This is a genomic window from Roseateles sp. (assembly GCF_046300915.1).
In the GTDB taxonomy this organism is placed as follows: Bacteria; Pseudomonadota; Gammaproteobacteria; order Burkholderiales; family Burkholderiaceae_C; genus Kinneretia.
The window spans coordinates 1-21,585 of record NZ_JBKCLH010000169.1; the positions used below are offsets into that span (position 1 = coordinate 1).

Here is a 21,585-nt window from a genome sequence, read left to right on the forward strand (position 1 = left end):
AGCCAGCGGTGGGGCCAACAACGGGCGCTGTGAGGGTTTGGAGTTCAGCCACCGGGCTGCGGCGCAGCCAGTCGGGCTTGAGCGTGGCCACCACGAACAGCACCGCCACGGCAACGGTCACGGCCTGGGAGAAAATCAACCAGGTTCTACGCATAGTTCCCACACATCCAAGAGGCTCCCTCAATGACGCAAACCGCCCAAATTGCCCATATCGATCAGTACCTGCAGACCCTGCTGGAGGTGCCCCGGTTTCGCGATTATGGGCCGAACGGTTTGCAAGTTGAGGGCAAACCCGAGATCCACAAGATCGTCTCCGGTGTGACGGCCAGTCTCGATCTGATTGACGCGGCGATTGCCGCTGGGGCCGATGCCATCCTGGTGCACCACGGTCTGTTCTGGCGCGGTCAGGACGGTCGCATCACCGGCTGGATGAAGCAGCGTCTGCAGCGCCTGCTGCAGCACGATATCAATCTCTTCGCCTACCACCTGCCGCTGGATGCGCATGCCGAGCTGGGCAATAACGCGCAGCTGGGCCGCCTGCTGGGCTGGGAGGCCGATGCGCGCTTTGGCGAGCAGGATCTGGGCTTTGCCGGCCCGCTGCCGGCTCCGGCCTCGCTGGACGAGTTCAGCGCCCAGCTGCGCCAGCGCCTGGGCCGCGAGGTGCTGGCCGTGCCGGGCGATGGCCGGGCGCTGCGCCGCGTGGCCTGGTGCACCGGCGGGGCCCAGGGCTTTTTCGAGGCGGCCATCGCGGCCGGCGCCGATGTCTTCGTGACCGGCGAGATCTCCGAGCCGCAGGCTCACTACGCGGCCGAAACCGGCGTGGCCTATGTGGCGGCCGGCCACCATGCCACCGAGCGCTACGGCGTGCAGGCCCTGGGCGCACGCCTGGCGCAGGACTTCCCGGGCCTGCGCCAGCAGTTCATCGACCTGCCCAATCCGGCCTGAAGCGTCTGAGCGCTCAGGAGGGCTTGCGTGCTGCGGCCTTGCCCCGCTTGAGCTGCTCGGCCACCCACTCGTCCACGCGCCGCTCCAGCACGTCCAGCGGCACCGCGCCCTGGTCCAGCACCACCATGTGGAAGTCACGCAGCTCGAAGCGTTCGCCCAGGGCCTGGCGGGCGCGGTCGCGCAGGGTCTCGATGCGCAGCTTGCCCATCATGTAGGCCAGGGCCTGGCCGGGGTTGGAGTAGTAGCGATCCACCTCGGAGGCGATGAAGACCGGGTCCTCGCCGCCTTGCTCCAGCATGTAGTCGATGGCCTGCTGGCGGCTCCAGCCCTTGGCATGCAGGCCGGTGTCCACCACCAGGCGGGTGGCGCGCAGCATCTGGGCCTGCAGATGGCCGAAGCGGCTGTAGGGTGTCTGGTACAGGCCCAGCTCGCCGCCCAGGGTCTCGGCATAGAGCGCCCAGCCCTCACCGTAGGCGGTGATGAAGGCATTGCGGCGGAACTCGGGCAGCTCGCCCAGCTCGGTCGCGCGGGCGCTCTGCAGATGGTGGCCGGGCATGGCCTCATGCGCCACCAGGGTCTCCATGGCCCATTTGGGCTTGCGCTTGAAGGCCAGGGCATTGGCATTGAACCAGCCGGCGCTGCGCCCGCCCTGTTCCGGGCGGCTGTAGTTCTCGGCGGCGCCAGGACCCATGAAGGCGGGCATGGCGCGGATGCCGTAGGGCGCGCGGGGCAGCTCGGCAAAGAGGCGCGGCAGCTCGGGGTCGATGCGCTTGGCAATCTCGCGGTAGCCGGTCAGCAGGCTCTCGCCATCGGGATAGTACTGGGCCGGGTCGTTCTTGATCATGTCCACGAATTCGGCCAGGCTGCCCTTGAAGCCGGCCTGCTCGCGCACGGCTTCCATCTCGGCGCGCAGGCGCTTGACCTGGGCCAGGCCGATCTCGTGCACCTCGTCGGCGCTGATGTTCGTGGTCGTGTGCAGGCGCACCAGGGCGGCATAGACCTCAGCGCCCTGTGGGTAGCGCTGGTAGGCGCCGTCGGCCGGGGCTTGGGGCAGGTAGCGCTCGCGCAGGAAGCTGGAGAGCTTGCGCATGGCCGGGTAGACCTGACTGCGCAGCGCCTCCTGGGCCTGGGTCTGCAGGGCGCCGAGCGTGGCCTCGGGCAGGTCCTTGCCGCTGCGGCCGAAGGGCTCGTAGAAGGGGCTGCGGCTCACATCGGCCGTGAGCTGGGTGTCCAGTTGCTGCAGGGCGCGCTCCAGCACGGGGCGGCTGCTGACCCAGCCCAGCTGCATGCCGCGCTCCAGGCGGGCCAGTTCCTGGTCCACGCGCTTCGGATAGGCCGCAAAGCGCGCCAGGATATGGCGCAGATCCTGCTCGTTGCGCGCCGGGCTCTGGCGCATCAGATTGGCCAGGCTGGTGTGGAAGCCCCAGAGCGAGCCGATGCTCAGGCTGCGGTAGCCCTCGTAGCGGTCCAGCTCCCGCTCCTGCTGCAGATTGCGCAGGAACATATCGTAGGAGACCCGGTCCTGGGCACTCAGTCGCTCACGCGGGATGGCGCGCAGGCGCTGCTCATAGCGCTGGCGCTGGGCGCGTGCGGCGGCCTCGGCCTCGGGGCTGCGGTCGCTGAGCTTGTCGCCATAGCGATGGTCGCCGCGGTAGGTGGCCCATTCGGGATAGCGGCGAGCGCTGTCTTCCCAGGCTTCGGCAAAGAGGGCGTGCAGGCGCCGGGCTTCCTGGCTCTGGGGCGGCTGGGCGCTGCGAGCGCTGGGGGCTGCTGGGGTGGCGAGGCTCGCCGTCGCCAGCGTGGCGGCCGCCAGGGCCAGCAACAGGGGCGCGAGCGCGGCGCGCGAGACGGGCGAAGGACTGCGAATGGGCATGAAATCTCCTCCTGTGGCGGTCGCCGCGGATGGGCGACCTGTCTGTGTGGGCCGGATGGGGCCGCGCGCAGTGTGGCATGCGCGATGGGGCGCGGCGCGGCCATGCGACGAAGCACGTTTTTCGAAGGTCGAAAGCCGCATGGAACAATCGCTCCATGAACGAGACATCTCCTTCACCGGCTCCCGGTTTGCCCCTCTTGCTGACCATGGGCGATGCCTGCGGCATCGGCCCCGAGATCGCGGTGGCCGCCTGGGCGGCCGATGTGCGGCGCGAGCAGCTCTGCCTGGTGGGGGATGCCGGCGTGCTGCGTCGCGCTGCGCGCCAGTGCGGCCTGAATCTGCCGCTGGCCCGGCTCGATAGCCTGGCCGAGCTGCCGGGTGTGCCGCCGGACTGCCTGCCGGTCTGGCAGCCTGCGGGCCTGGGCGCCGATCTTCTTGAGGCGCGCCAGGGGCATATCGATGCGCGTGCCGGCGCGGCGGCGGCGGCTTGCATCACGGCCGCCGTGGCCGCCATCCAGGCGGGCCAGGCCGCGGGCCTGGTGACCGCTCCCATCCACAAGGAGGCCCTGCATGCCGCGGGTGTGGACCATCCCGGCCACACCGAGATGCTGCAGGCCCTGGCCGCTGCACCGGGGGGCGAGCCTCCGCCCGTGCGCATGATGCTGGCTAATGAGGAACTGCGCGTGGTGCTGGTGACCATCCATATGGCGCTGCGCGAAGCGATTGAGGCCCTGAGCGTCGAGCGCGTGCTGCAGACCCTGCGCATCAGCGCCGCGGCCCTGCGCCGCTTCGGCATCGCGCAGCCGCGCATCGCGGTGGCGGGCCTGAACCCGCATGCGGGCGAGGGCGGGCTGTTCGGCCGCGAGGAGATCGAGATCATCGCCCCCGCCATCGAGCAGGCGCGTGCCGAGGGCCTGGATGTGAGCGGCCCTTATGCGCCGGATACGGTCTTCATGCGCGCCCGCAGCAGCGCGCAGCGCGCGGGCGAGTTCGACCTGGTCGTGTCCATGATCCACGACCATGGCCTGATCGCGGTGAAGTATCTGGGGGTGGAGGAGGGCGTCAACGTGACGCTGGGCCTGCCTTTCGTGCGCACCAGCCCGGACCATGGCACGGCCTTCGACATCGCGGGTCGTGGCATGGCCGATCCCTCCAGCATGCGTGCGGCCATCCGCATGGCGCGGCGCCTGCTGGGCGAGGCGGGCTGATCCGGCGGCCCGATCAGGCCGTCTTGCTCAGCTCGGCCAGCTGCTTGCGCGCACGCGCGGTGGCGCGCTCCAGCAGATAAGCGCTCTCGAAGGCCTTGAGCCGGCCGGCCTCGCACAGGCGCTTGAGCATGCGCGCCGTCATGGTCACCGTTTCCTGGTGTTTCTGGCCGTAGGTGAAGATGAAGAAGCTGCGGCCGGCGCTGATATGGGCCAGGCGAACCTTGCGCCACTGGTCGCCGGTGTTCATCTGGTAGGCAAAGCCCAGCTGCAGGTTCTCGAGCAGCAAGGCACCCTGGCTGGGTTCCGGGGCCTCGGCGGCGGGCAGGCCGTCGATGCTGATATCCACGCTGCTCAGCGGAGCCTCGCCCGCGCTCAGGTCGATGTCCAGATGGCCTTCCCAGTCCACCTTGGTGTCCTGGACCAGACCCAGCCGCTTGGCCTCATCGGCACTCAGGCGCTGAGCGAGGTCCAGGTCCTCGGGTACTTCCAGTGGTGCGTTGGCTGGCAGGTCCTGCTCGGTCGGTGCGGCCACGCCAAACACGCCATCGAGCTGCTTGACCAGCAGATTGTGATCCAGGGGGCTCAGGCCCTGGCCCTTGAGTGACTCGGCATGGGCGGGCAGCAGGGCAGCGAAGAAGCTCTTGCGGGCCGCCTCGGGCCAAGCGATCAGATCCAGGCCTTCGTTGAGGCTGCGCATCAGGCCCGGGAGCATGGCCAGGAAGGCCTGGCGCTGGGCGGTCCCGCCCTTGGGCTGCACGCTCATGACCAGATCGCGGCCGCTTTGGCGCAGACGCTGCTCGCGCTCGGCACCGCCATCGCGGCCGGCCATGACGATGGCCTGGCTCCAGACCTGGGCCAGGAACTCCCGCAGGAAGTCCGGCATGGCTACCGGGGCCAGTGAGGCCTGCAACTGCTGCATATAGCGCTGCTGCAGGCGCAAATCGGTTTCCTTGCGCTCTACCAGGGCGGCTGCATCGCTGCCGGCGCGCAGCACCTGGGCGCTCTGCTCGGCGATGAACTGCTCCAGCGCATCGAGCTTGGACTCATAGACGTCCATGCGCTCGAAGTCCCCCTCCGCCACCTCGTTGACCAGTTCGCGAACCCGGCGCAGAAACTCGCGTCCCGGGTCCTCGGAAAAGTCGTCAAAAGCGCAGGCCAGCGAGGCGGTGCGGTTGATGAAGCGGCGTACCGGGTGTCGGCGCGAGGAGAAGAAGCTGCGGTCACCCAGGGCCGCACGCAGCACCGGGAGCTGAAGCCGTGCAATCAGGCGCGCCATCTGCGGCGGCACCTTGGGATCGGCCAGGATCTGATCGAACAGGCTGCCGATCACATCGATCACCATATGGTCGAGCTGCCCCGTGGCAGCCTGACGCAGCTCATCGCGATGCTGGACGATCAGGTTCGGCGGCATGGGCTGCCCACCCCAGGCGGGCTGACCAAGGTCGCCAAGGCCGGACTCCCAGCCCCCGGCCAGGGTGCTCATGCCCGCACCCACTGTTTCGCCGATCTCGCCCATGTCTGCCGTGGGCAGGGTGGCTGGCGAGAAGGCCAGGCGTCTGAGCAGATCCATCATCTGGGGATCCACGGCACCCAGCATTCCGGGCGCGGCACGGCTGCCGGTGGCGGCGCCCCAGCTGCTGGCTGCGCCGCCACGGCCGGGGGCGGCGAAGCCAGCGGGGCCGCTGCCAGTCAGACCGCCGCGGCTGCTGAAGCCACTCATGCCTTGCTGGGAGTGCACGGTCTGGCCGAGGGGGCCGTAGCTGCTGTGCTGAACCGTGTGGCCGCCCGCTGCCTCGGTGCCTCTCACGCGCAGATCCTGGGGGCGCAGGCCCCGGCTGCGGAAAAGCTGGGCGATGTCGGCATAGCAGGCCCGCATCTCCTGGGCCAGCGAACGGGTCATCTCGTCAATCAGGAACTGGCGCGCCTCGTGATCGTCGGTCAGCGCATGGATGGCATCCAGCAGGGCCTGGGCTACGAGGGCCGGTCGCAGCGGGTTGCGATCGCCGCCTTCCACGCCCAGCCCAGGCAGATAGGACTCCACATCGCGCAGCTCCCACTCGCTTTGATGCCCTATGGCCAGGCCGATCCGGTCGGCCGCTACCATGGCGTCGACCTGCTCGTCGTTCATCAGCGACAACTCGCCCCAGTTGGGCTTGCTGCTCGCACTGTCTTGCTTGGGGCGCTGCTCGCCCGCCATCTGCCCGCGCAGGCTTTGGTGAAAGCGTTGGCCGAACAAGGCCTGCTGCTTGCGGAACAGGAACTGGGCGGCGAGCAGGGCGTCGCGTCGTTTGTGTTGACCCGCCGAGAGCGCGGCCATGCCCATGCCCTCGGCGCCTCGGTCGGCAGCTTGCTCGGCCGCGGTGCGCAGGCGTTGCAGGGCGGCTTCGAGGTGGGGATTCAGGCGGACGTCTGGCGAGTTCATGCGTGGGATGGGCAGGGGGGGGCGGGAGCGCCGCAGTCGTGCTGCGGCAGTATCGCGCCAAAGCCCCCGTCCTGCAGGGCGCAGGGGCAGGCGGGAAATTCAGAACGCCGGAATTCTGACAGCCGGCCGCTCTGAGCCCCTGGACGGTTTACTGACCGTTCTTGCGCAGGCTGTCGCGAATCTCGCGCAGCAGCAGCACTTCTTCCGGCGTGGGGGCCGGCTCCGCAGCGGCGGCGGGTGCGGCTTCCGAGCGCTTGAGGCGGTTGATCTGCTTGACCATCACGAAGATGATGAAGGCCAGGATCACGAAGTTCAGCAGAATCGTCAGGAAGCTGCCGTAGGCGAACAAGGGCACGCCGGCCTTGCTCAGGGCTTCATAGGTCATGGGACCCTTGAAGTCCGCCGGCGGATTGCTCAGCAGGATGAAGTAGTTGCTGAAGTCCAGGCCGCCCACCGCCTTGCCCACCAAAGGCATGATCAGATCCTTGACCATGGAATCGACAATCTTGCCGAAGGCGCCGCCGATGATGACGCCCACGGCCAGATCGACCACATTGCCCTTGACGGCAAACTCCTTGAACTCCGACATGAATCCCATCTGAGCACCCTTGCTGTGTGTTGTTTCTTGGCGGCGCCCATTGTGCCCGCCTTCCCCGCTCGGGAATCGGGCCTAACCAGAGGTTGTGGCGCCTGCGCGGCGCCCCGGGGTGCTCCGTAGAGGAGGGCTTGACAGCGTCCGTTAGAATCCGCTGTTGCCCCCGATCAGAAGTCTCGTTTGAGGAACCTCATGAGTGACCAGCAAGTGGACCAAGGCAAACGCACCTGGCTAATCGCCACGGGTTGTGCCGGTGCCGTGGGTGGCGTCGCCACCGCAGTGCCGTTTGTCAGCACCTTTACGCCCTCGGAGCGTGCGAAAGCCGCGGGTGCGGCGGTAGAGGTGGATATCAGCAGCCTGAAGCCAGGTGAGAAGACCACCGTGGAATGGCGTGGCAAGCCCGTGTGGATTGTTCGCCGCACGCCCGAGCAGCTGGAGTCGCTCAAGGCCACGGATGCCCAGCTGGCAGACCCCAAGTCCGATCGCACGGCCTATCCCACGCCCGAGTACGCCAAGAATCAGTGGCGCTCCATCAAGCCCGAGATCTTCGTGGCCGTGGGCATCTGCTCGCACCTGGGCTGCTCGCCCAGCGACAAGTTCCAGACCGGCGCTCAGCCCTCCCTGCCCGACGACTGGCATGGCGGTTTCCTGTGCCCCTGCCATGGCTCGACCTTCGATATGGCGGGTCGCGTCTTCAAAAACAAGCCCGCCCCGGACAACCTCGAGGTGCCGCCCCATATGTATCTCTCCGACAGCAAGCTGCTGATCGGCGAGGACAAGAAGGCTTAACCCGGACGGAGCGAGATCATGGCTGAATTCAAAGAAGCACCCGCCGGCGCCTCTGCCGGCGTCAAGCTGCTGACCTGGGTGGACAACCGCTTCCCGGCCAGCAAGATGTACAAGGAGCATCTCTCCGAGTACTACGCCCCCAAGAATTTCAACTGGTGGTACATCTTCGGCTCCATGGCCCTGCTGGTCCTGGTGATCCAGATCGTCACTGGCATTTTCCTGGTCATGCACTACAAGCCGGACGCCGCCCTGGCGTTCGCCTCGGTCGAGTACATCATGCGCGATGTGCCCTGGGGCTGGCTGATCCGCTATATGCACTCCACGGGCGCCTCGGCCTTCTTCGTGGTGGTGTATCTGCACATGTTCCGCGGGCTGATCTACGGTTCCTACCGCAAGCCGCGCGAGCTGGTCTGGATCTTCGGCTGCGCGATCTTCCTGTGCCTGATGGCCGAGGCCTTCATGGGCTATCTGCTGCCCTGGGGGCAGATGTCCTACTGGGGCGCCCAGGTGATCGTGAACCTGTTTGCCGCCGTGCCCTTCATCGGCCCGGATCTGGCGCTGCTGATTCGCGGTGACTATGTGGTGAGCGACGCCACCCTGAACCGCTTCTTCAGCTTCCACGTGATCGCCGTGCCCCTGGTCCTGCTGGGCTTGGTGGTGGCGCACATCATCGCGCTGCACGAAGTGGGTTCCAACAACCCGGACGGCGTGGAGATCAAGGCCAAGAAGGATGCCCAGGGTCGCCCTCTGGATGGCATTCCCTTCCACCCCTACTACACGGTGCACGACATCTTCGGTGTGGGCATCTTCCTGATGGTGTTCACCGCCATCGTGTTCTTCGCGCCGGAGCTGGGTGGCTACTTCCTGGAGTACAACAACTTCATCCCGGCCGACCCGCTCAAGACGCCGGCCCATATTGCCCCGGTCTGGTACTTCACGCCCTACTACTCGATGCTGCGCGCCACGACCGATGTGATGGTCAATGTGCTGTGCGTGATCATCGGCCTGGGTGCGGTGCTGGCCGTGCTCAAGGGCAGCTTTGGCGGCAAGGCCAAGGGTGCGGTACTGGTGGGCGCCTTGGTGGCTATTGCCCTGCTCAAGGTCTTCGACGCCAAGTTCTGGGGCGTGGTGGTCATGGGTGGCGCGGTGGTGATCCTGTTCTTCCTGCCCTGGCTGGACCACAGCCCGGTCAAGTCCATCCGCTACCGCCCGGACTGGCACAAGTACCTCTATGCCTTGTTCGTGGTCTTCTTCCTCGTGCTGGGCTATCTGGGCATCAAGCCGCCGTCTGACGCTGGCACCCTGGTGTCCCAGGTCGGTACGCTGTTCTATTTCGGCTTCTTCCTGCTGATGCCTTGGTGGAGCAAGCTGGGTACGCCCAAGCCCGTGCCCGACCGCGTGACCTTCCACCCCCACTGAACAGCATCGGAGAGCCAAGAATCATGATGAAGAAAATCATCGCGAAGCTGCTGATCGCTGCATCGGCGGGTCTGAGCCTGGCTGGCGGCGCCCATGCCGCAGGCGGCGGCATCGAGTGGGACAAGTTCCCCAAGGAAAAGATGACGGACATGGCCGCGCTGCAGCATGGCGCCAAGCTGTTCGTCAACTACTGCCTGAACTGCCACTCGGCAGCCTTCATGCGCTACAACCGGCTGCGCGACCTGGGCCTGAGCGAGGTTCAGATCAAGAGCAATCTGCTCTTCGCCAGCGACAAGGTGGGCGAGACCATGAAGGTCTCGATGGATGCCAAGCAGGCCAAGGACTGGTTTGGCGCCGCGCCGCCGGATCTGACCGTGATCGCCCGTTCGCGCGCCAGTGCCTCGCAGGGCTCTGGTGCCGACTACCTGTACACCTATATGCGGACCTTCTACCGCGACGACAGCAAGGCCACGGGTTGGAACAACCTGGCCTTCCCCAGCGTCGCCATGCCGCATGCCATGTGGGAGTTGCAGGGGCAGCGCACGGCCAAGTTCGTGGATGAGGCCGACCCTCACGACAAGAGCAAGACCGTGCATGTGTTCAAGGGCTTCGAGCAGATCAGCCCGGGTGCCCTGACTCCGGCACAGTACGATGACGCAGTGGCCGATCTGGTGGCCTATCTGCAGTGGATGGGCGAGCCCGCTCAGGGCGAGCGTTTCCGCCTGGGCGTGCTGGTGCTGCTGTTCCTGTCCGTGTTCACCTTGTTCGCCTGGCGCTTGAACGCGTCTTACTGGAAAGACGTGAAATAAGCGTCGAACGGCCTCGGCCTGTTCCGGGACCGATACCGCAGTGGGGAGGGTCGTCAGGACCACCCACTGCGTTTGCTTTTTGACCCCTCTGACTCTTCGGGAGCCTGCCGCCATGATGGTGCTTTATTCTGGAACCACCTGCCCCTATTCGCACCGTTGCCGCTTTGTGCTGTTCGAGAAGGGCATGGACTTCGAAATCCGCGATGTGGACCTGTTCGCCAAGCCCGAGGACATCGCGCTGATGAACCCCTACAACGAGGTGCCCATCCTCGTTGAGCGCGATCTGATCCTGTACGAATCGCACATCATCAACGAATACATTGATGAGCGTTTCCCGCACCCGCAGCTGATGCCCGGCGACCCGGTGGCCCGTGCCCGTGTGCGCCTGTTCCTGCTCAACTTCGAGAAGGAGCTGTTCGCTCACGTCAATGTGCTGGAAGGTCGTGGTCAAGCCGTCAAGGCGACCGACAAGCAGCTGGAGAAGGCCCGCGCCCAGATTCGCGACCGCCTCACCCAGCTCGCCCCCATCTTCCTGAAGAACAAGTACATGCTGGGTGACGACTTCTCGATGCTCGACGTGGCCATCGCCCCGCTGCTGTGGCGCCTGGACTACTACGGCATCGACATGTCCAAGAACGCGCTGCCCCTGCTGAAGTACGCCGAGCGCATCTTCTCGCGTCCCGCCTATATCGAGGCGCTGACGCCCTCCGAGAAGGTGATGCGCAAGTAATACACTGAGCTCATGGATCACAGCAGCGACGGCAGCTCCGCCGGCAATTCCAGCGCCTCCACACGGCCCTATCTGATCAGGGCCCTGCATGAGTGGTGCTCCGATAACGGCTTTACGCCGTACATCGCGGTGCATGTGGATCACTCGGTGCAGGTGCCGCAGGAGTACGTCAGCAATAACGAGATCGTGCTGAACATCGGTTTCGATGCCACCAGTGGGCTGGAGCTCGGCAACGAGCACATCCAGTTCAAGGCGCGCTTCGGCGGCGTGGCTCGCGAGATCTTTGTGCCGGTGGACCATGTGGTGGCCATCTATGCCCGTGAAAACGGGCAGGGCATGGCCTTCCCTGCACCCGCGGTGGCTGCCGCTGATGCGCCCCCTGTTGCGGGCACGGCTGCGCCGGCCAAACCCGGCAGCACGCCCCTGCGGGGCCTGCGCCTGGCCGGGGCCGGTGTGGCGGGCGAAGCACCGGAACAGGCCGCATCGGCCGACGAGCCTCCCAGTGATCCCGAGGGCGGCCCTGCTGCACCCGGCGCAGGGCGGCCCGCGCTCAAGCGCATCAAGTAGCAGCTCAGCACCAGCGACAGGCCCGGCCCTCAGTGCTGGCGTTTGCTTCGGGTGTGGTGGCAATTTCTTCGCCTACAATGGCGAGCGCAGTTCGGCGAGTTTCTCGCCGTGCTGAGCCGGCTTAGCTCAGTTGGTAGAGCAACCGCCTTGTAAGCGGTAGGTCATCAGTTCGAATCCGATAGCCGGCACCAGTTTTTCTAGAAAGCCCCGCAGTCTTCACGGCTCGTGGGGCTTTTTCTTGGTGATGCGCCTCAGCCGCCCGTGCTCTGCAGAACTCTGATGCGGAGTTCGCCGGGCGGTATGCCGGCCTCCGCCAGCAGTTCCAGCAAGCGTGGGTGCAAGTGGCGCAGCTTGGTGGCCACGGCAGCATTCGCGGCCAGCAAGGTCCAACCCTCTTCGTCCACGGGGCCGGCGCGCACGAAGCGGCGCATGGCGCCGGGCAGCGCCACCTCGACGATGGCCATGCGCCGATTCGACTCCTGCAGCAGTCGGCCCAGTCGCGCCAAGCCCTGGTGCTGGGCCAGGGCCTGGCTCAGGGGCTGCGGGTCGGGCACATAGGGGCCGCTGCTCTTGCTGAGCGATGTCGTGATTCGGCGCTTGCTGGACATGGGTTCAGTGTAGTGGCGCGCCAAGGCCGCCAAGGCCGTCATGTGGGCGGTGCTAAACTCGGCGGGTTTTTCTGCGGCCCGGCGGGGGCTCAGGGTTTACGCCGGCTATGAGCCGGCTTGCAATGCCCAGAACCGGCCCCAAGTGCCAGGCCCAGATCCTCTACAAGACCGCAAGGCCCTCGGGCTCGTGCGCCGCCTGCGGGCGGCGGCGGGACCGGCCATCACCTCTGACGCTGCTGCATGTTGCCCAAGCTTCTTACCCAGATTTTCGGTAGCCGCAATGACCGGCTGCTCAAGCAATACCGCCGCGTGGTGCAGCAGATCAATGCATTGGAGCCTCAGTTCGAGGCTCTGAGCGACGAGCAACTGCGCGCCAAGACCGAAGAATTCAAGCAGCGCGTTGCAGGCGGCGAAAAGCTCGATGCCCTGCTGCCCGAGGCCTTTGCCGTCTGCCGTGAGGGTGGCAAGCGTGTGCTGAAGATGCGCCACTTTGATGTGCAGCTGATCGGCGGCATGGCCCTGCATGCGGGCAAGATCGCTGAAATGCGCACCGGCGAGGGCAAGACCCTGATGGCCACCCTGCCCGTGTACCTGAACGCCCTGACCGGCAAGGGCGTGCATCTGGTGACGGTGAACGACTACCTCGCGCGGCGCGACGCCGAGGAGATGGGCAAGCTCTACAACTTCCTGGGCTTGAGCGTGGGCATCAACCTGCCCCAGATGACCCGGGAGCAGAAGCAGGCCGCCTACCAGTCCGATGTGACCTACGGCACCAACAACGAGTACGGCTTCGACTATCTGCGCGACAACATGGTCTACGAGATCGCCGACCGCGTGCAGCGCGGTCTGGCTTTCGCCATCGTGGACGAGGTGGACTCCATCCTGATCGATGAGGCCCGCACCCCGCTGATCATCTCGGGTCAGGCCGATGACCAGACCGACCTCTACGAGGCCATCAACAAGGTCGCCCCCCTGCTCAAGCGCCAGATCGGTGAGCTGGACCTGCGCACGGGCGAGGGCGTGATCGAGCCGGGTGACTTCACGGTGGACGAGAAGTCGCACCAGATCTACCTGACGGAAGACGGCCACGAGAACGCCGAGCGCCTGCTCAGCCAGGCCGGTCTGCTGCCCGAGGGCGCCAGCCTCTACGACGCCGGCAATATCACCCTGATGCACCATCTGTCCGCCTCGCTGCGGGCGCATCACGTGTATCACAAGGACCAGCACTACGTCGTGCAGAACGGCGAGGTGGTGATCGTGGACGAGTTCACCGGCCGCCTGATGACGGGCCGCCGCTGGAGTGATGGTCTGCACCAGGCCGTGGAAGCCAAGGAAGGCGTGGCCATCCAGAGCGAGAACCAGACTCTGGCCTCGATCACCTTCCAGAACTACTTCCGCATGTACGGCAAGCTCTCGGGCATGACCGGCACGGCCGACACCGAGGCCTATGAGTTCCAGGAGATCTACGGTCTGGAGACCGTGGTGATCCCGCCGAACCGCCCGACCATCCGTCGCGACGAGCTGGATCTGGTCTACAAGACCTCCAAGGAAAAGTTCGACGCGGTGCTCAAGGACATCCGCGAGTGCCACGAGCGCGGCCAGCCGGTGCTGGTGGGCACGACCTCGATCGAGAATTCCGAGCTCATCGCCACGCTGCTCAATCAGGCCAAGCTGCCGCACCAGGTGCTCAACGCCAAGCAGCATGCCAAGGAAGCCGAGATCATTGCCCAGGCCGGCCGGCCCGGCGTGATCACCATCGCGACCAATATGGCGGGCCGCGGCACCGACATCGTGCTGGGCGGCAATGTCGAGAAGCAGGTTCAGTTCATCGGGGCCAACGAGAGCTTGTCCGCCGAGGAAAAGGCCAGTCGCATCCAGCAGCTGCGCGATGAATGGCGTGGCCTGCACGAGAAGGTCAAGGCCGAGGGCGGCCTGCGCATCATCGCCACCGAGCGCCACGAGAGCCGTCGCATCGACAACCAGCTGCGTGGCCGCTCGGGCCGCCAGGGCGACCCCGGCAGCTCGCGCTTCTACCTCTCGCTGGACGATCCGCTGATGCGCATCTTCGCGGGTGATCGCGTGCGCGCCATCATGGACCGCCTCAAGATGCCCGAGGGCGAGGCCATCGAAGCCGGCATCGTCAGCCGCTCGCTGGAAACCGCGCAGCGCAAGGTCGAAGGCCGCAACTTCGACGTCCGCAAGCAGCTGCTCGAGTACGACGATGTGTCCAATGACCAGCGCAAGGTCATCTATCAGCAGCGCAACGACATCCTCGAAGCCCAGGATGTGGCGGCCCAGATCAACAATCTGCGCCAGAGCGCCCTGAGCGATGTGGTGCGCGGCTTCGTGCCGGCCGAGAGCCTGGAAGAACAATGGGATCTACCCGGCCTGGAGCGCGTGCTCAAGGACGAGTGGCAGATCGCCGTGGATCTGCAGGGCATCGTCGAGAAGAGTGACGCCATCACCGACGAGGAAATCCTCGAGAAGGTGCTGCAGGCCGGTGAAGCCATCTTTGCCGACAAGCTCGAGCGCGTGGGTCTGGAGCAGTTCACGCCCTTCATGCGCATGGTGCTGCTGCAGAGCATCGACCAGCACTGGCGCGAGCATCTGGCGGCGCTGGACTATCTGCGCCAGGGCATCCATCTGCGCGGCTACGCCCAGAAGAACCCCAAGCAGGAGTACAAGCGCGAGGCCTTCGAGCTGTTCTCTCAGCTGCTGGACGTGGTGAAGATGGAAGTCACCCGCGTGCTGCTGAATGTGCGCATCCAGAGCCAGGAAGAGGCCACCCAGGCGGCCGAGGCCATCGAGCAGCGCGCCGAGAACGTCAGCAACGTCACCTACACCCATCCCAACGAGGATGGCTCGGTGTCCCAGGATCCGGCGCAAGACCCGGCACCGACGGCGTTCGCCCATGTGGGCCGCAACGATCCCTGCCCCTGCGGCAGCGGCAAGAAGTACAAGCACTGCCACGGCAAGCTGAGCTGAGAGCGGGTATCGCAGGCCGACAAAGGGCGCCCAGGCGCCCTTTGTCATTGCTGAGCCGGGTGTTGACATGCTGAGCGTGACACATTGCGCACAAACCCGGCCGCCGGCCCCGGCTTGAGGGGTGCCCTTGTCAAGCCTTCCCCCCTAAAGTTAGGTTATCGGTGCAGGGAGGTTCATTGCACCGAAAGGCAAACATAAAACCTGGCCCCGCAAACTGCCCATGAAGACCATCAAGCACATCGCTCTGTTCTCCACCTTGGCTGTCGCTGCTGCTTCTGCTTCGGCTGGTCCGGTCATGATTGACAGTGGCAACCTGAAAAAGGGCGGCTTCGAGAAGCAGTTCGGCTTCACGGTTGCGGCAGAGCAGTTTTACTCCGGCTATTTCCGTACCCACAGCAAGCAGAGTTACGATGTGCTGATCAGCTCCGCGGTGCTGACCAATGGCACGGAACTCATCACTCTGAAGAAGAGCGTGGATGAGGAGGAGTTGGCGGGTGGCCGTAAGGTGAGTTACGAAGTCTGGACCCTGCCTCAGACCCGACTCAGCGCAGGCGACTGGAAGCTCGATGTGATGGGCGAGGACTCCAACAGCAAGGCTATCGGTTCCTTTGCCGGCAGCTTCCAACCCCTGGCGAATGCCGTTCCCGAGCCGCAATCGTTCGCTCTGGCCGGCTTGGCGCTTGCTGGCGCCTTGGTCGCTCATCGCCGTCGTCGCAAGCAGGCCTAATCAGGTCCCCTGCATTTGCCAACAAACGTTCACAAGAGCCACTTCATGCGCACGATCCCGTCCGTTCTGTTTGCTGCATTTGCCCTGGGTACCGCCAGCGCCGCGTCGGCCGCTGGGCAGCTGAGCCTGGGTTTTGACAAGCTCGGCCCGTCGATCAGCCTCTCTACCTCGGAGACGGATGATTACGAAACAGGCCCGCTGTACTTCAAGGACTCGGCTGGCAAGAGCTTTATGGCGTTCTGCATTGAGCCTGGCCAGGACTATGCAACTGCTGCCAACGGCATGCAGAGCTATACCGTCGGCAGCTTCAGCGGCGATCAGTCCAAAGCCTTGCAAGGCCTGTTCTCCCGTCATTACGCCACCCTGGGTGATGCCACTCAGCAAGCAGCTTTCCAGATGGCCGTCTGGGAGATCACCAACGAGACGGCCAAGACCTTTGGCGTGGGTCAGGGCCAAGGCATCTTCTTCTTCGACCGTCTGAGTCAAGGAACCGATGCCCAGAATCTCGGCTTCACGACGCTGGTCAATAGCTATCTGGACGATGCGCTGTCCTATCAAGGTCCTGCGCGCTATCAGATCACTCGTCTGTCCAGTGACAACTTCCAGGATCTGGTCACCGTCACCGCCGTTCCCGAGCCCGGCACCTATGCCATGCTGCTCGCTGGCCTGGGTGTTGTCGGCTTCGTGGCTCGCCGCCGTCAGCAGCGCTGAACAGGTCTGGCCTGAGCATGAAGGGCTCCCTGCGGGGAGCCCTTTGTCGTTTGGGGCTTCGTGATGCCTGCGTGCGCAGGGCGCGCGAGGGCTCAATCTCTCCCTACAATCCGCGCCATCCCGTTTCGCGGGTTTCTCGGGCCGGCCATCCGGTCGGCCCTGTTCATTCGACTTCCAGCTCTGTCTTTCTCTTCATCGCGAGACCGCCATGCCCGTCAACCTCAGCGCCCCCGACCCTGCCTCCCTCCATCCCGTGCCCGGCCTGCGCCTGGGCGTCACGATGGCGGGCATACGCAAGGCGGATCGACGCGATCTGACGGTGGTGCTGCTGGACGAGGGCAGCTCGGTGGCCGGTGTCTTCACCAAGAATCGCTTCTGCGCCGCGCCGGTGCAGATCTGCCGTGAGCACCTGGAGGCCGGCCGCGGCATTCGCGCCATCCTGGTGAACACCGGCAATGCCAATGCCGGCACCGGTGAGGATGGCCTGGCCCGCGCCCGCCAGAGCTGCACCGCCCTGGCCGCTCTGCTGAGCATCGCGCCCGAGCAGGTGCTGCCCTTTTCGACCGGTGTGATCATGGAAACCCTGCCGGTGGACCGCATCGTGGCCGGTCTGCCCGCGGCCCTGGCCGCCGCCAAGGCCGATGCGTGGGCCGAGGCAGCCGCCGGCATCATGACCACCGACACCCTGCCCAAGGCCGCTTCGCGCCAGGTGCAGATCGGCGGCCACACCGTCACCGTGACCGGCATCTCCAAGGGCGCTGGCATGATCCGCCCGAATATGGCGACCATGCTGGGCTATGTGGCCACCGACGCGAACATCGCGCCCGAGCTGCTGCGGGCCCTGGTGACCGAGGCGGCTGATGCCAGCTTCAACCGCATCACCATCGACGGCGACACCTCCACCAATGACAGCTTTGTGCTGATCGCCACGCACAAGGCGGGGCATGCCCGCATCGAGTCCCTGGCCAGCGCCGAGGGTCAGGCCTTGCGCGAGGCCGTGATCGCCGTGTCGCAGCAGCTGGCCCAGGCCATCGTGCGCGACGGCGAGGGCGCCACCAAGTTCATCACCGTCAAGATCGAGGGTGGTCGCGATGTGCATGAGTGCCAGCTGGCCGCCTATGCCATCGCCCACTCGCCCCTGGTCAAGACTGCCTTCTTCGCCAGCGACCCGAACCTGGGCCGCATCCTGGCGGCGGTGGGCTATGCCGGCATCGCCGATCTGGACCAGACCCTGATCGAGATGCATCTGGACGATGTGCATGTGGTGACCAAGGGCGGCCGCCACCCGGCCTACCGTGAGGAAGACGGCCAGCGCGTGATGAAGCAAAGCGAGATCACGGTACGCGTGCAGCTGCACCGCGGCGTGGCCGAAGCCACGGTCTGGACCTGCGACCTCAGCCACGACTACGTCAGCATCAACGCCGACTACCGCAGCTGATCCGGCCCTCGCGCATGGGTCGTGGCCGGCATGTGGTGCCGGCCATGATCTTGCCCTATTGATCAGTCCAGGCGCAGGTTCAGGCGCAGCCAGACGGTGCGACCTTCGGGGCGGTTGCGCACCGAGAACTCGTTCATCACCTTGATGTCGGCGGACCAGATGCCGCTCTCCGACATATAGGCCAGCATGGGGCCGAGGGCATGAATCCGGGCCTTGTTGCCATGTGCTGCGACGCCCGGGCCCTGGTCGCGCGTTGTTTGCTCGACCAGATAGCCCTGCAGGCCCATGCGCCAGGCGTCATTGAGGCGGTACATGGCGGCATAGTCCGCATGCAGGTACTGGCCCGAGCGCACGTCGGTGGCGGTGTTGCGGCTGTTGACGGAGTAGGTGGCGCGCAGACCCAGCTCGAGGCCGTTCTCCCACACCGCCGAGCTCAGCAGCACCGGGCGCAGGGTCCAGTACTTGCCGGCACCGGGGTTGACCGCACGCTGTGCCTCGTAGCTGCCTGTCGGTGCCACCACGCTCATGCCCAGCACCAGGCGGCTTTCGTCCTGCTGCCAGTCCACAAAGCCGGTGAGGTCCAGATCGCCAGCGCCGCTCTGGCTGCCCGAGCGCGCAGCGCCCTGCTGGGCCAGCAGGTCTTGCACGGCGCGCACGGCCGAAGCGGGCAGGCCGGCGGGCAGCTCGGCGCTCAGGCGGATGTCATTGCGCTGCCGGATCAGCGGCAGGGAGGCCGAGAAGCCCACACGGCCCTCGGCCAAGCGCATATCGCTCACCCAGGTGCTGCGCGCGACAAAGACATCGGCCTCGACCTCGCCCTCGACGCGCAGGGCCAAGGGACCCAGCGGCGTGCTCGCGGTGCTCTTCAGGGCCTGGCCATCATCGCCCTTGAACTGCTTGGCACGGTAGTTCTGCAGCCAGAGCTGGCCATAGACGCCGGGGAACTGGGGCGTCGCCATCTCAAAGCCTGGTGCGCCCAGCAGGGCGCGTAGCTGGCCGTTTTCGGTGGCTTGTGCAGCGCCGCTGAGGGCCAGTATTGCAAGCGCGAGCGAGGACATGTACTTCTTCATGGCGGGTCCTGATGACAGTGATACCGGGCGGCGCCCGGCGAATCGGCCCGGCATGCTGCCAGCCTTGGCGGGCAATTCGCTTCGAGCGCTCTAGAGTGCTCAGCCCAATCGAGAATGGGTGCCAATTTTTACCGGCTGGGCGGCGCGCGCGATTGCCGCACATCTCTATCATCCCGCCCTCGGCAGTGCCCGCTCATGTGGCGCTGCCGCAAGATCAGGAGACACCATGCTGCAGCTGCTACGCCCCCTCGCCATCGCCCTCTTGCTGGCGACCGGTTCCGCGCAGGCCCAGGACCACAAGTTCGAGGGTTTCGATTTCCCGCCCTCGGTGGCGGTGGGCAAGCAGAGTCTGGTGCTCAATGGCGTGGCGGTGTCCAGCATCCTTTCCACCCGCTCCACCGTGGTCGGGCTTTATCTGAGCAGCAAGCAGAGGACGCCCGAGGGCGCGGCCGCGGTGGCCGGTTCCAAGCGCATCCAGTTCTATATGCTCAGGTCGGTAGCGGCCAGGGATCTCTCGAACGCGATGTTGGATCGCATCCGGCAGAACGTCAGCACCGAAGAGTTCGGCGCCAACATCGTCGCCATCTCCCAGCTCGGCGCGGTGTTCGGCCAGCGCAGCCGGGTCGAGAAGGGGGACCTGGTCGTGATCGACTACAACGCCGTCGACAAGACCACCGAATTCACGCTCAACGACAAGCGCCTGAGTGACCCGATCCAGGGCGAGCAGTTCTTCAAGATGATGATGAAGGTCTGGCTGGGCCCCAAGATTCGCGCCAGCACCCGTGAGGGCCTGCTGGGCGGCAGCGCCAGCTGAGCGCACGCCCCGGAGCGCAGCGGCGCTCAGGACCTGAATAGCCGCGAGTACTGTGCCTCGTGCCGGGCCGAGAGAATGGCCAGGCCCGGGCTGAACGCCTGGCGCTGGCTCTCGGTCTGTGCCAGCGCTGCGTCCACCACCGCGGGAATCTCCTGGCCCAGGGCTTCCAGCATGCGCTGACCCGCGCTCTGGCCCAGGGGCACGGCCTTGATGGCGGCCGCCACCAGGTTCTCGGCCCAGCCAAAGGCATGGGCCAGCATGGCCTCGCGCAGCGGTGCGCCGGTCAGTGCGGCGGCCAGGCCAAAAGCCACCGGCCAGCTGGGCGCCGGGCGCAAGGAGGCCAGCGCCTGCAGGCGCCGCGCGGTGTCGGGTCTTGCGGCGTCGCCACGGTTGCGCAGCCACTCCAGCAGGGAACGCCCCATCTGTTCGCTCTGCAGGCGCAGCTCGCGGGTTTCGCGGGTCTGCAGCACCCAGTCGTTGAGGGCCTGCACCCGATCGCTGTCCTCGCGCTGCCAGGCTCGCATGGCGGACGCGCAGGCCGGCAGATCGGCGCGGCCCAGGGCCAGGGCCAGCTGGTCCAGCAGCCATTGCCGGGCCTGGACTTCGTTGCCGACCAGGCCGCCGTCCACCGCGGCCTCCAGGCCCTCGGAATAGCTGAAGCCGCCCACCGGCAAGGCGGGGGAGGCGAGCTGCATCAGCTGCAGCCAGGCGCCGGCACTCACCGGCGCGGCGGGCGCGCGTACGCGGGGCATGGTCGAGCTCGCCCGCTCAGTGCTTGCAGCCCGGACCGTGCACATGCGGCTGGGCCGGCGCGGCCGCGGTGACGGCGATGTTCAGCGGCTTGCCACGCGGTGCCGGTGCGGCGCCGTGTTCATGCGCATGATCGTGAGCACAGCCGGGGCCGTGCACATGGGCGTGCTCGTGCTGGTGCTCGTGCTTGTGTCCATGCCCGCCATGACCCTCGCCGCCATAGGCGCCCGACTCGGGCTCGAAGGCGGCCTGGGTCTCGGTGAGCACCAGATGCATCATGCGCAGCATCTCGGCCAGCACATGGTCGGGCTCCAGCTTCAGATGGTCGGGCTTGAGTTCCAGCGGCACATGGCGGTTGCCCAGGTGGTAGGCGGCGCGCAGCAGGTCGAAGGGGCTGCCATGCTCGGCACAGGCCCTCACCTCCAGCACCGGCTGGGGCGCGGCCAGCACGCGGATCAGGCTGCCGTCCTCGGCCACCAGCACATCGCCGCCGCGCACCACGCTGCCGCGCGGCAGGAAGACGGCCAGCGCCCGGCCCTGGCTGTCGGTGGCGTCGAAGCGACTTTTCTGCCGCACATCCCAGTCCAGTTCGATCTGGGGTGCGCGCTTGAGCAGGACGGCGGCCAGGCCGCGCCCTTGGGGGAGGAGTTTGTTGACGGTCAGCATGGGTGGCACTGTAGGCCAGATGGGCTAGAAATCCACCGCTCGCGTACGCAAGCCCCGTGCCACCAGAATGGCATTCACCAGCTGAGCCTCTTCGCGGCTGGGGAAGGGCCAGACCGCAGCGCGCCAGCCCTCGTGGGTCTGGAAGACATGGCCCTGCAGGCTGCTAGGGTCGCGCACCGTTTCGCCCAGCAGGCTGCGCATGCGTTCCAGTGCCGCCTCGGCCTCGGCCTTGCTGGCGCTGGCGGGGCTGACCAAGGCCACCTGCTTGCCGCTCGGCGCGGCCACCTTGCCGCCGCTGCTCTCGCCTGCACTGCCGGTAGCGCCCGTAGAGCCTGCACCCGATATCCGACCGCAGCTGGTGCCTCGACGCGCCGACCAGGCTGATCGCCCGCTTCGCCCTCAAGCACGGTCATCGCGAGCAGCCTGGCGAGGCGGACTGGCCCCAACGCGCCATTGCCA

20 protein-coding genes, 1 tRNA gene and 1 pseudogene are annotated in these 21,585 nt (G+C 66.2%); 13 read left to right on the forward strand and 9 right to left on the reverse strand.

The features are described from left to right. A pseudogene (locus tag ACK5F2_RS12955) lies at nucleotides 1-154 on the reverse strand (2-alkenal reductase); the annotation flags it as partial. A 29-nt stretch (nucleotides 155-183) separates the two neighbouring features. Here ACK5F2_RS12955 and ACK5F2_RS12960 point away from each other — a divergent pair. Continuing rightward, entirely contained in the window at nucleotides 184-945 is a 762-nt protein-coding gene (locus ACK5F2_RS12960; protein ID WP_409865200.1) for a Nif3-like dinuclear metal center hexameric protein, read from the forward strand. Nucleotides 946-958: 13 nt separating this feature from the next. On the opposite strand, the gene ACK5F2_RS12965 is transcribed toward ACK5F2_RS12960, so the two are convergent. After that, the gene (locus ACK5F2_RS12965) at nucleotides 959-2,818 is read right to left on the reverse strand and encodes a DUF885 domain-containing protein (protein WP_409865202.1); all 1,860 of its coding nucleotides are present in this window, start codon (nucleotides 2,816-2,818) and stop codon (nucleotides 959-961) included. A gap of 155 nt (nucleotides 2,819-2,973) precedes the next feature. Between ACK5F2_RS12965 and pdxA the strand changes: the two genes are divergently transcribed. Beyond that, nucleotides 2,974-4,026 (forward strand): 4-hydroxythreonine-4-phosphate dehydrogenase PdxA, encoded by a 1,053-nt coding sequence (gene pdxA, locus ACK5F2_RS12970; RefSeq protein ID WP_409865203.1) that lies wholly within the window; start codon nucleotides 2,974-2,976, stop codon nucleotides 4,024-4,026. Nucleotides 4,027-4,039: 13 nt separating this feature from the next. On the opposite strand, the gene ACK5F2_RS12975 is transcribed toward pdxA, so the two are convergent. Then, nucleotides 4,040-6,448, reverse strand: coding sequence for a DUF1631 family protein (locus ACK5F2_RS12975; RefSeq protein ID WP_409865205.1), 2,409 nt, complete (start codon nucleotides 6,446-6,448; stop codon nucleotides 4,040-4,042). Nucleotides 6,449-6,596: 148 nt separating this feature from the next. Then, complete coding sequence (gene mscL, locus ACK5F2_RS12980) at nucleotides 6,597-7,046, reverse strand: large conductance mechanosensitive channel protein MscL (RefSeq protein WP_409865207.1); 450 nt, start codon at nucleotides 7,044-7,046, stop codon at nucleotides 6,597-6,599. 189 nt (nucleotides 7,047-7,235) lie between these two features. On the opposite strand from mscL, the gene petA reads away from it, so the two are divergent. The 6 genes from petA to ACK5F2_RS13010 all read left to right on the forward strand — a co-directional run bounded on the left by petA (nucleotide 7,236) and on the right by ACK5F2_RS13010 (nucleotide 11,548). Beyond that, entirely contained in the window at nucleotides 7,236-7,832 is a 597-nt protein-coding gene (petA, locus tag ACK5F2_RS12985) for a ubiquinol-cytochrome c reductase iron-sulfur subunit (RefSeq protein WP_409865209.1), read from the forward strand. Between the two features lie 18 nt (nucleotides 7,833-7,850). Beyond that, nucleotides 7,851-9,251 carry a cytochrome b gene (locus ACK5F2_RS12990; RefSeq protein WP_409865211.1) on the forward strand — a complete coding sequence of 467 codons (1,401 nt, stop codon included), beginning with the start codon at nucleotides 7,851-7,853 and terminating at the stop codon, nucleotides 9,249-9,251. 26 nt (nucleotides 9,252-9,277) lie between these two features. Next, entirely contained in the window at nucleotides 9,278-10,060 is a 783-nt protein-coding gene (locus ACK5F2_RS12995; protein ID WP_409865235.1) for a cytochrome c1, read from the forward strand. Between the two features lie 112 nt (nucleotides 10,061-10,172). After that, nucleotides 10,173-10,790 (forward strand): glutathione S-transferase N-terminal domain-containing protein, encoded by a 618-nt coding sequence (locus ACK5F2_RS13000; protein ID WP_102766301.1) that lies wholly within the window; start codon nucleotides 10,173-10,175, stop codon nucleotides 10,788-10,790. 12 nt (nucleotides 10,791-10,802) lie between these two features. Continuing rightward, nucleotides 10,803-11,357: a ClpXP protease specificity-enhancing factor gene (locus tag ACK5F2_RS13005; protein WP_409865213.1), complete on the forward strand. Its 555-nt coding sequence runs from the start codon at nucleotides 10,803-10,805 to the stop codon at nucleotides 11,355-11,357. 115 nt (nucleotides 11,358-11,472) lie between these two features. Further along, a tRNA-Thr gene (locus tag ACK5F2_RS13010) sits at nucleotides 11,473-11,548 on the forward strand. 60 nt (nucleotides 11,549-11,608) lie between these two features. Here the strand turns inward: ACK5F2_RS13010 and ACK5F2_RS13015 are convergent. Further along, nucleotides 11,609-11,965 carry a hypothetical protein gene (locus ACK5F2_RS13015; protein ID WP_409865215.1) on the reverse strand — a complete coding sequence of 119 codons (357 nt, stop codon included), beginning with the start codon at nucleotides 11,963-11,965 and terminating at the stop codon, nucleotides 11,609-11,611. A gap of 240 nt (nucleotides 11,966-12,205) precedes the next feature. On the opposite strand from ACK5F2_RS13015, the gene secA reads away from it, so the two are divergent. The 4 genes from secA to argJ all read left to right on the forward strand — a co-directional run bounded on the left by secA (nucleotide 12,206) and on the right by argJ (nucleotide 17,826). Further along, on the forward strand, nucleotides 12,206-14,950 hold the full coding sequence (secA, locus tag ACK5F2_RS13020) for a preprotein translocase subunit SecA (RefSeq protein ID WP_409865216.1): 2,745 nt from the start codon (nucleotides 12,206-12,208) through the stop codon (nucleotides 14,948-14,950). Nucleotides 14,951-15,170: 220 nt separating this feature from the next. Beyond that, complete coding sequence (locus ACK5F2_RS13025) at nucleotides 15,171-15,677, forward strand: FxDxF family PEP-CTERM protein (protein WP_409865219.1); 507 nt, start codon at nucleotides 15,171-15,173, stop codon at nucleotides 15,675-15,677. A gap of 45 nt (nucleotides 15,678-15,722) precedes the next feature. Next, on the forward strand, nucleotides 15,723-16,388 hold the full coding sequence (locus ACK5F2_RS13030; protein ID WP_409865222.1) for a PEP-CTERM sorting domain-containing protein: 666 nt from the start codon (nucleotides 15,723-15,725) through the stop codon (nucleotides 16,386-16,388). 208 nt (nucleotides 16,389-16,596) lie between these two features. Further along, a complete protein-coding gene (gene argJ / locus ACK5F2_RS13035; protein ID WP_409865224.1) occupies nucleotides 16,597-17,826 on the forward strand; it encodes a bifunctional glutamate N-acetyltransferase/amino-acid acetyltransferase ArgJ in 1,230 nt (409 codons plus the stop codon). Between the two features lie 62 nt (nucleotides 17,827-17,888). On the opposite strand, the gene ACK5F2_RS13040 is transcribed toward argJ, so the two are convergent. After that, a complete protein-coding gene (locus tag ACK5F2_RS13040; RefSeq protein WP_409865225.1) occupies nucleotides 17,889-18,896 on the reverse strand; it encodes a transporter in 1,008 nt (335 codons plus the stop codon). A gap of 226 nt (nucleotides 18,897-19,122) precedes the next feature. Here ACK5F2_RS13040 and ACK5F2_RS13045 point away from each other — a divergent pair, with 226 nt between their 5' ends. Beyond that, entirely contained in the window at nucleotides 19,123-19,710 is a 588-nt protein-coding gene (locus ACK5F2_RS13045) for a chalcone isomerase family protein (RefSeq protein WP_409865227.1), read from the forward strand. A gap of 26 nt (nucleotides 19,711-19,736) precedes the next feature. Here ACK5F2_RS13045 and ACK5F2_RS13050 read toward each other — a convergent pair whose 3' ends face one another. From ACK5F2_RS13050 to ACK5F2_RS13060, 3 genes are read right to left on the reverse strand one after another with little or no spacing between them, the layout of a single operon-like run. Beyond that, nucleotides 19,737-20,462: an urease accessory protein UreF gene (locus tag ACK5F2_RS13050; RefSeq protein WP_409865229.1), complete on the reverse strand. Its 726-nt coding sequence runs from the start codon at nucleotides 20,460-20,462 to the stop codon at nucleotides 19,737-19,739. A gap of 16 nt (nucleotides 20,463-20,478) precedes the next feature. Continuing rightward, on the reverse strand, nucleotides 20,479-21,126 hold the full coding sequence (gene ureE, locus ACK5F2_RS13055) for an urease accessory protein UreE (RefSeq protein ID WP_409865231.1): 648 nt from the start codon (nucleotides 21,124-21,126) through the stop codon (nucleotides 20,479-20,481). 24 nt (nucleotides 21,127-21,150) lie between these two features. Further along, nucleotides 21,151-21,411, reverse strand: coding sequence for a hypothetical protein (locus tag ACK5F2_RS13060; RefSeq protein WP_409865233.1), 261 nt, complete (start codon nucleotides 21,409-21,411; stop codon nucleotides 21,151-21,153). Nucleotides 21,412-21,585: the final 174 nt, after the last annotated feature.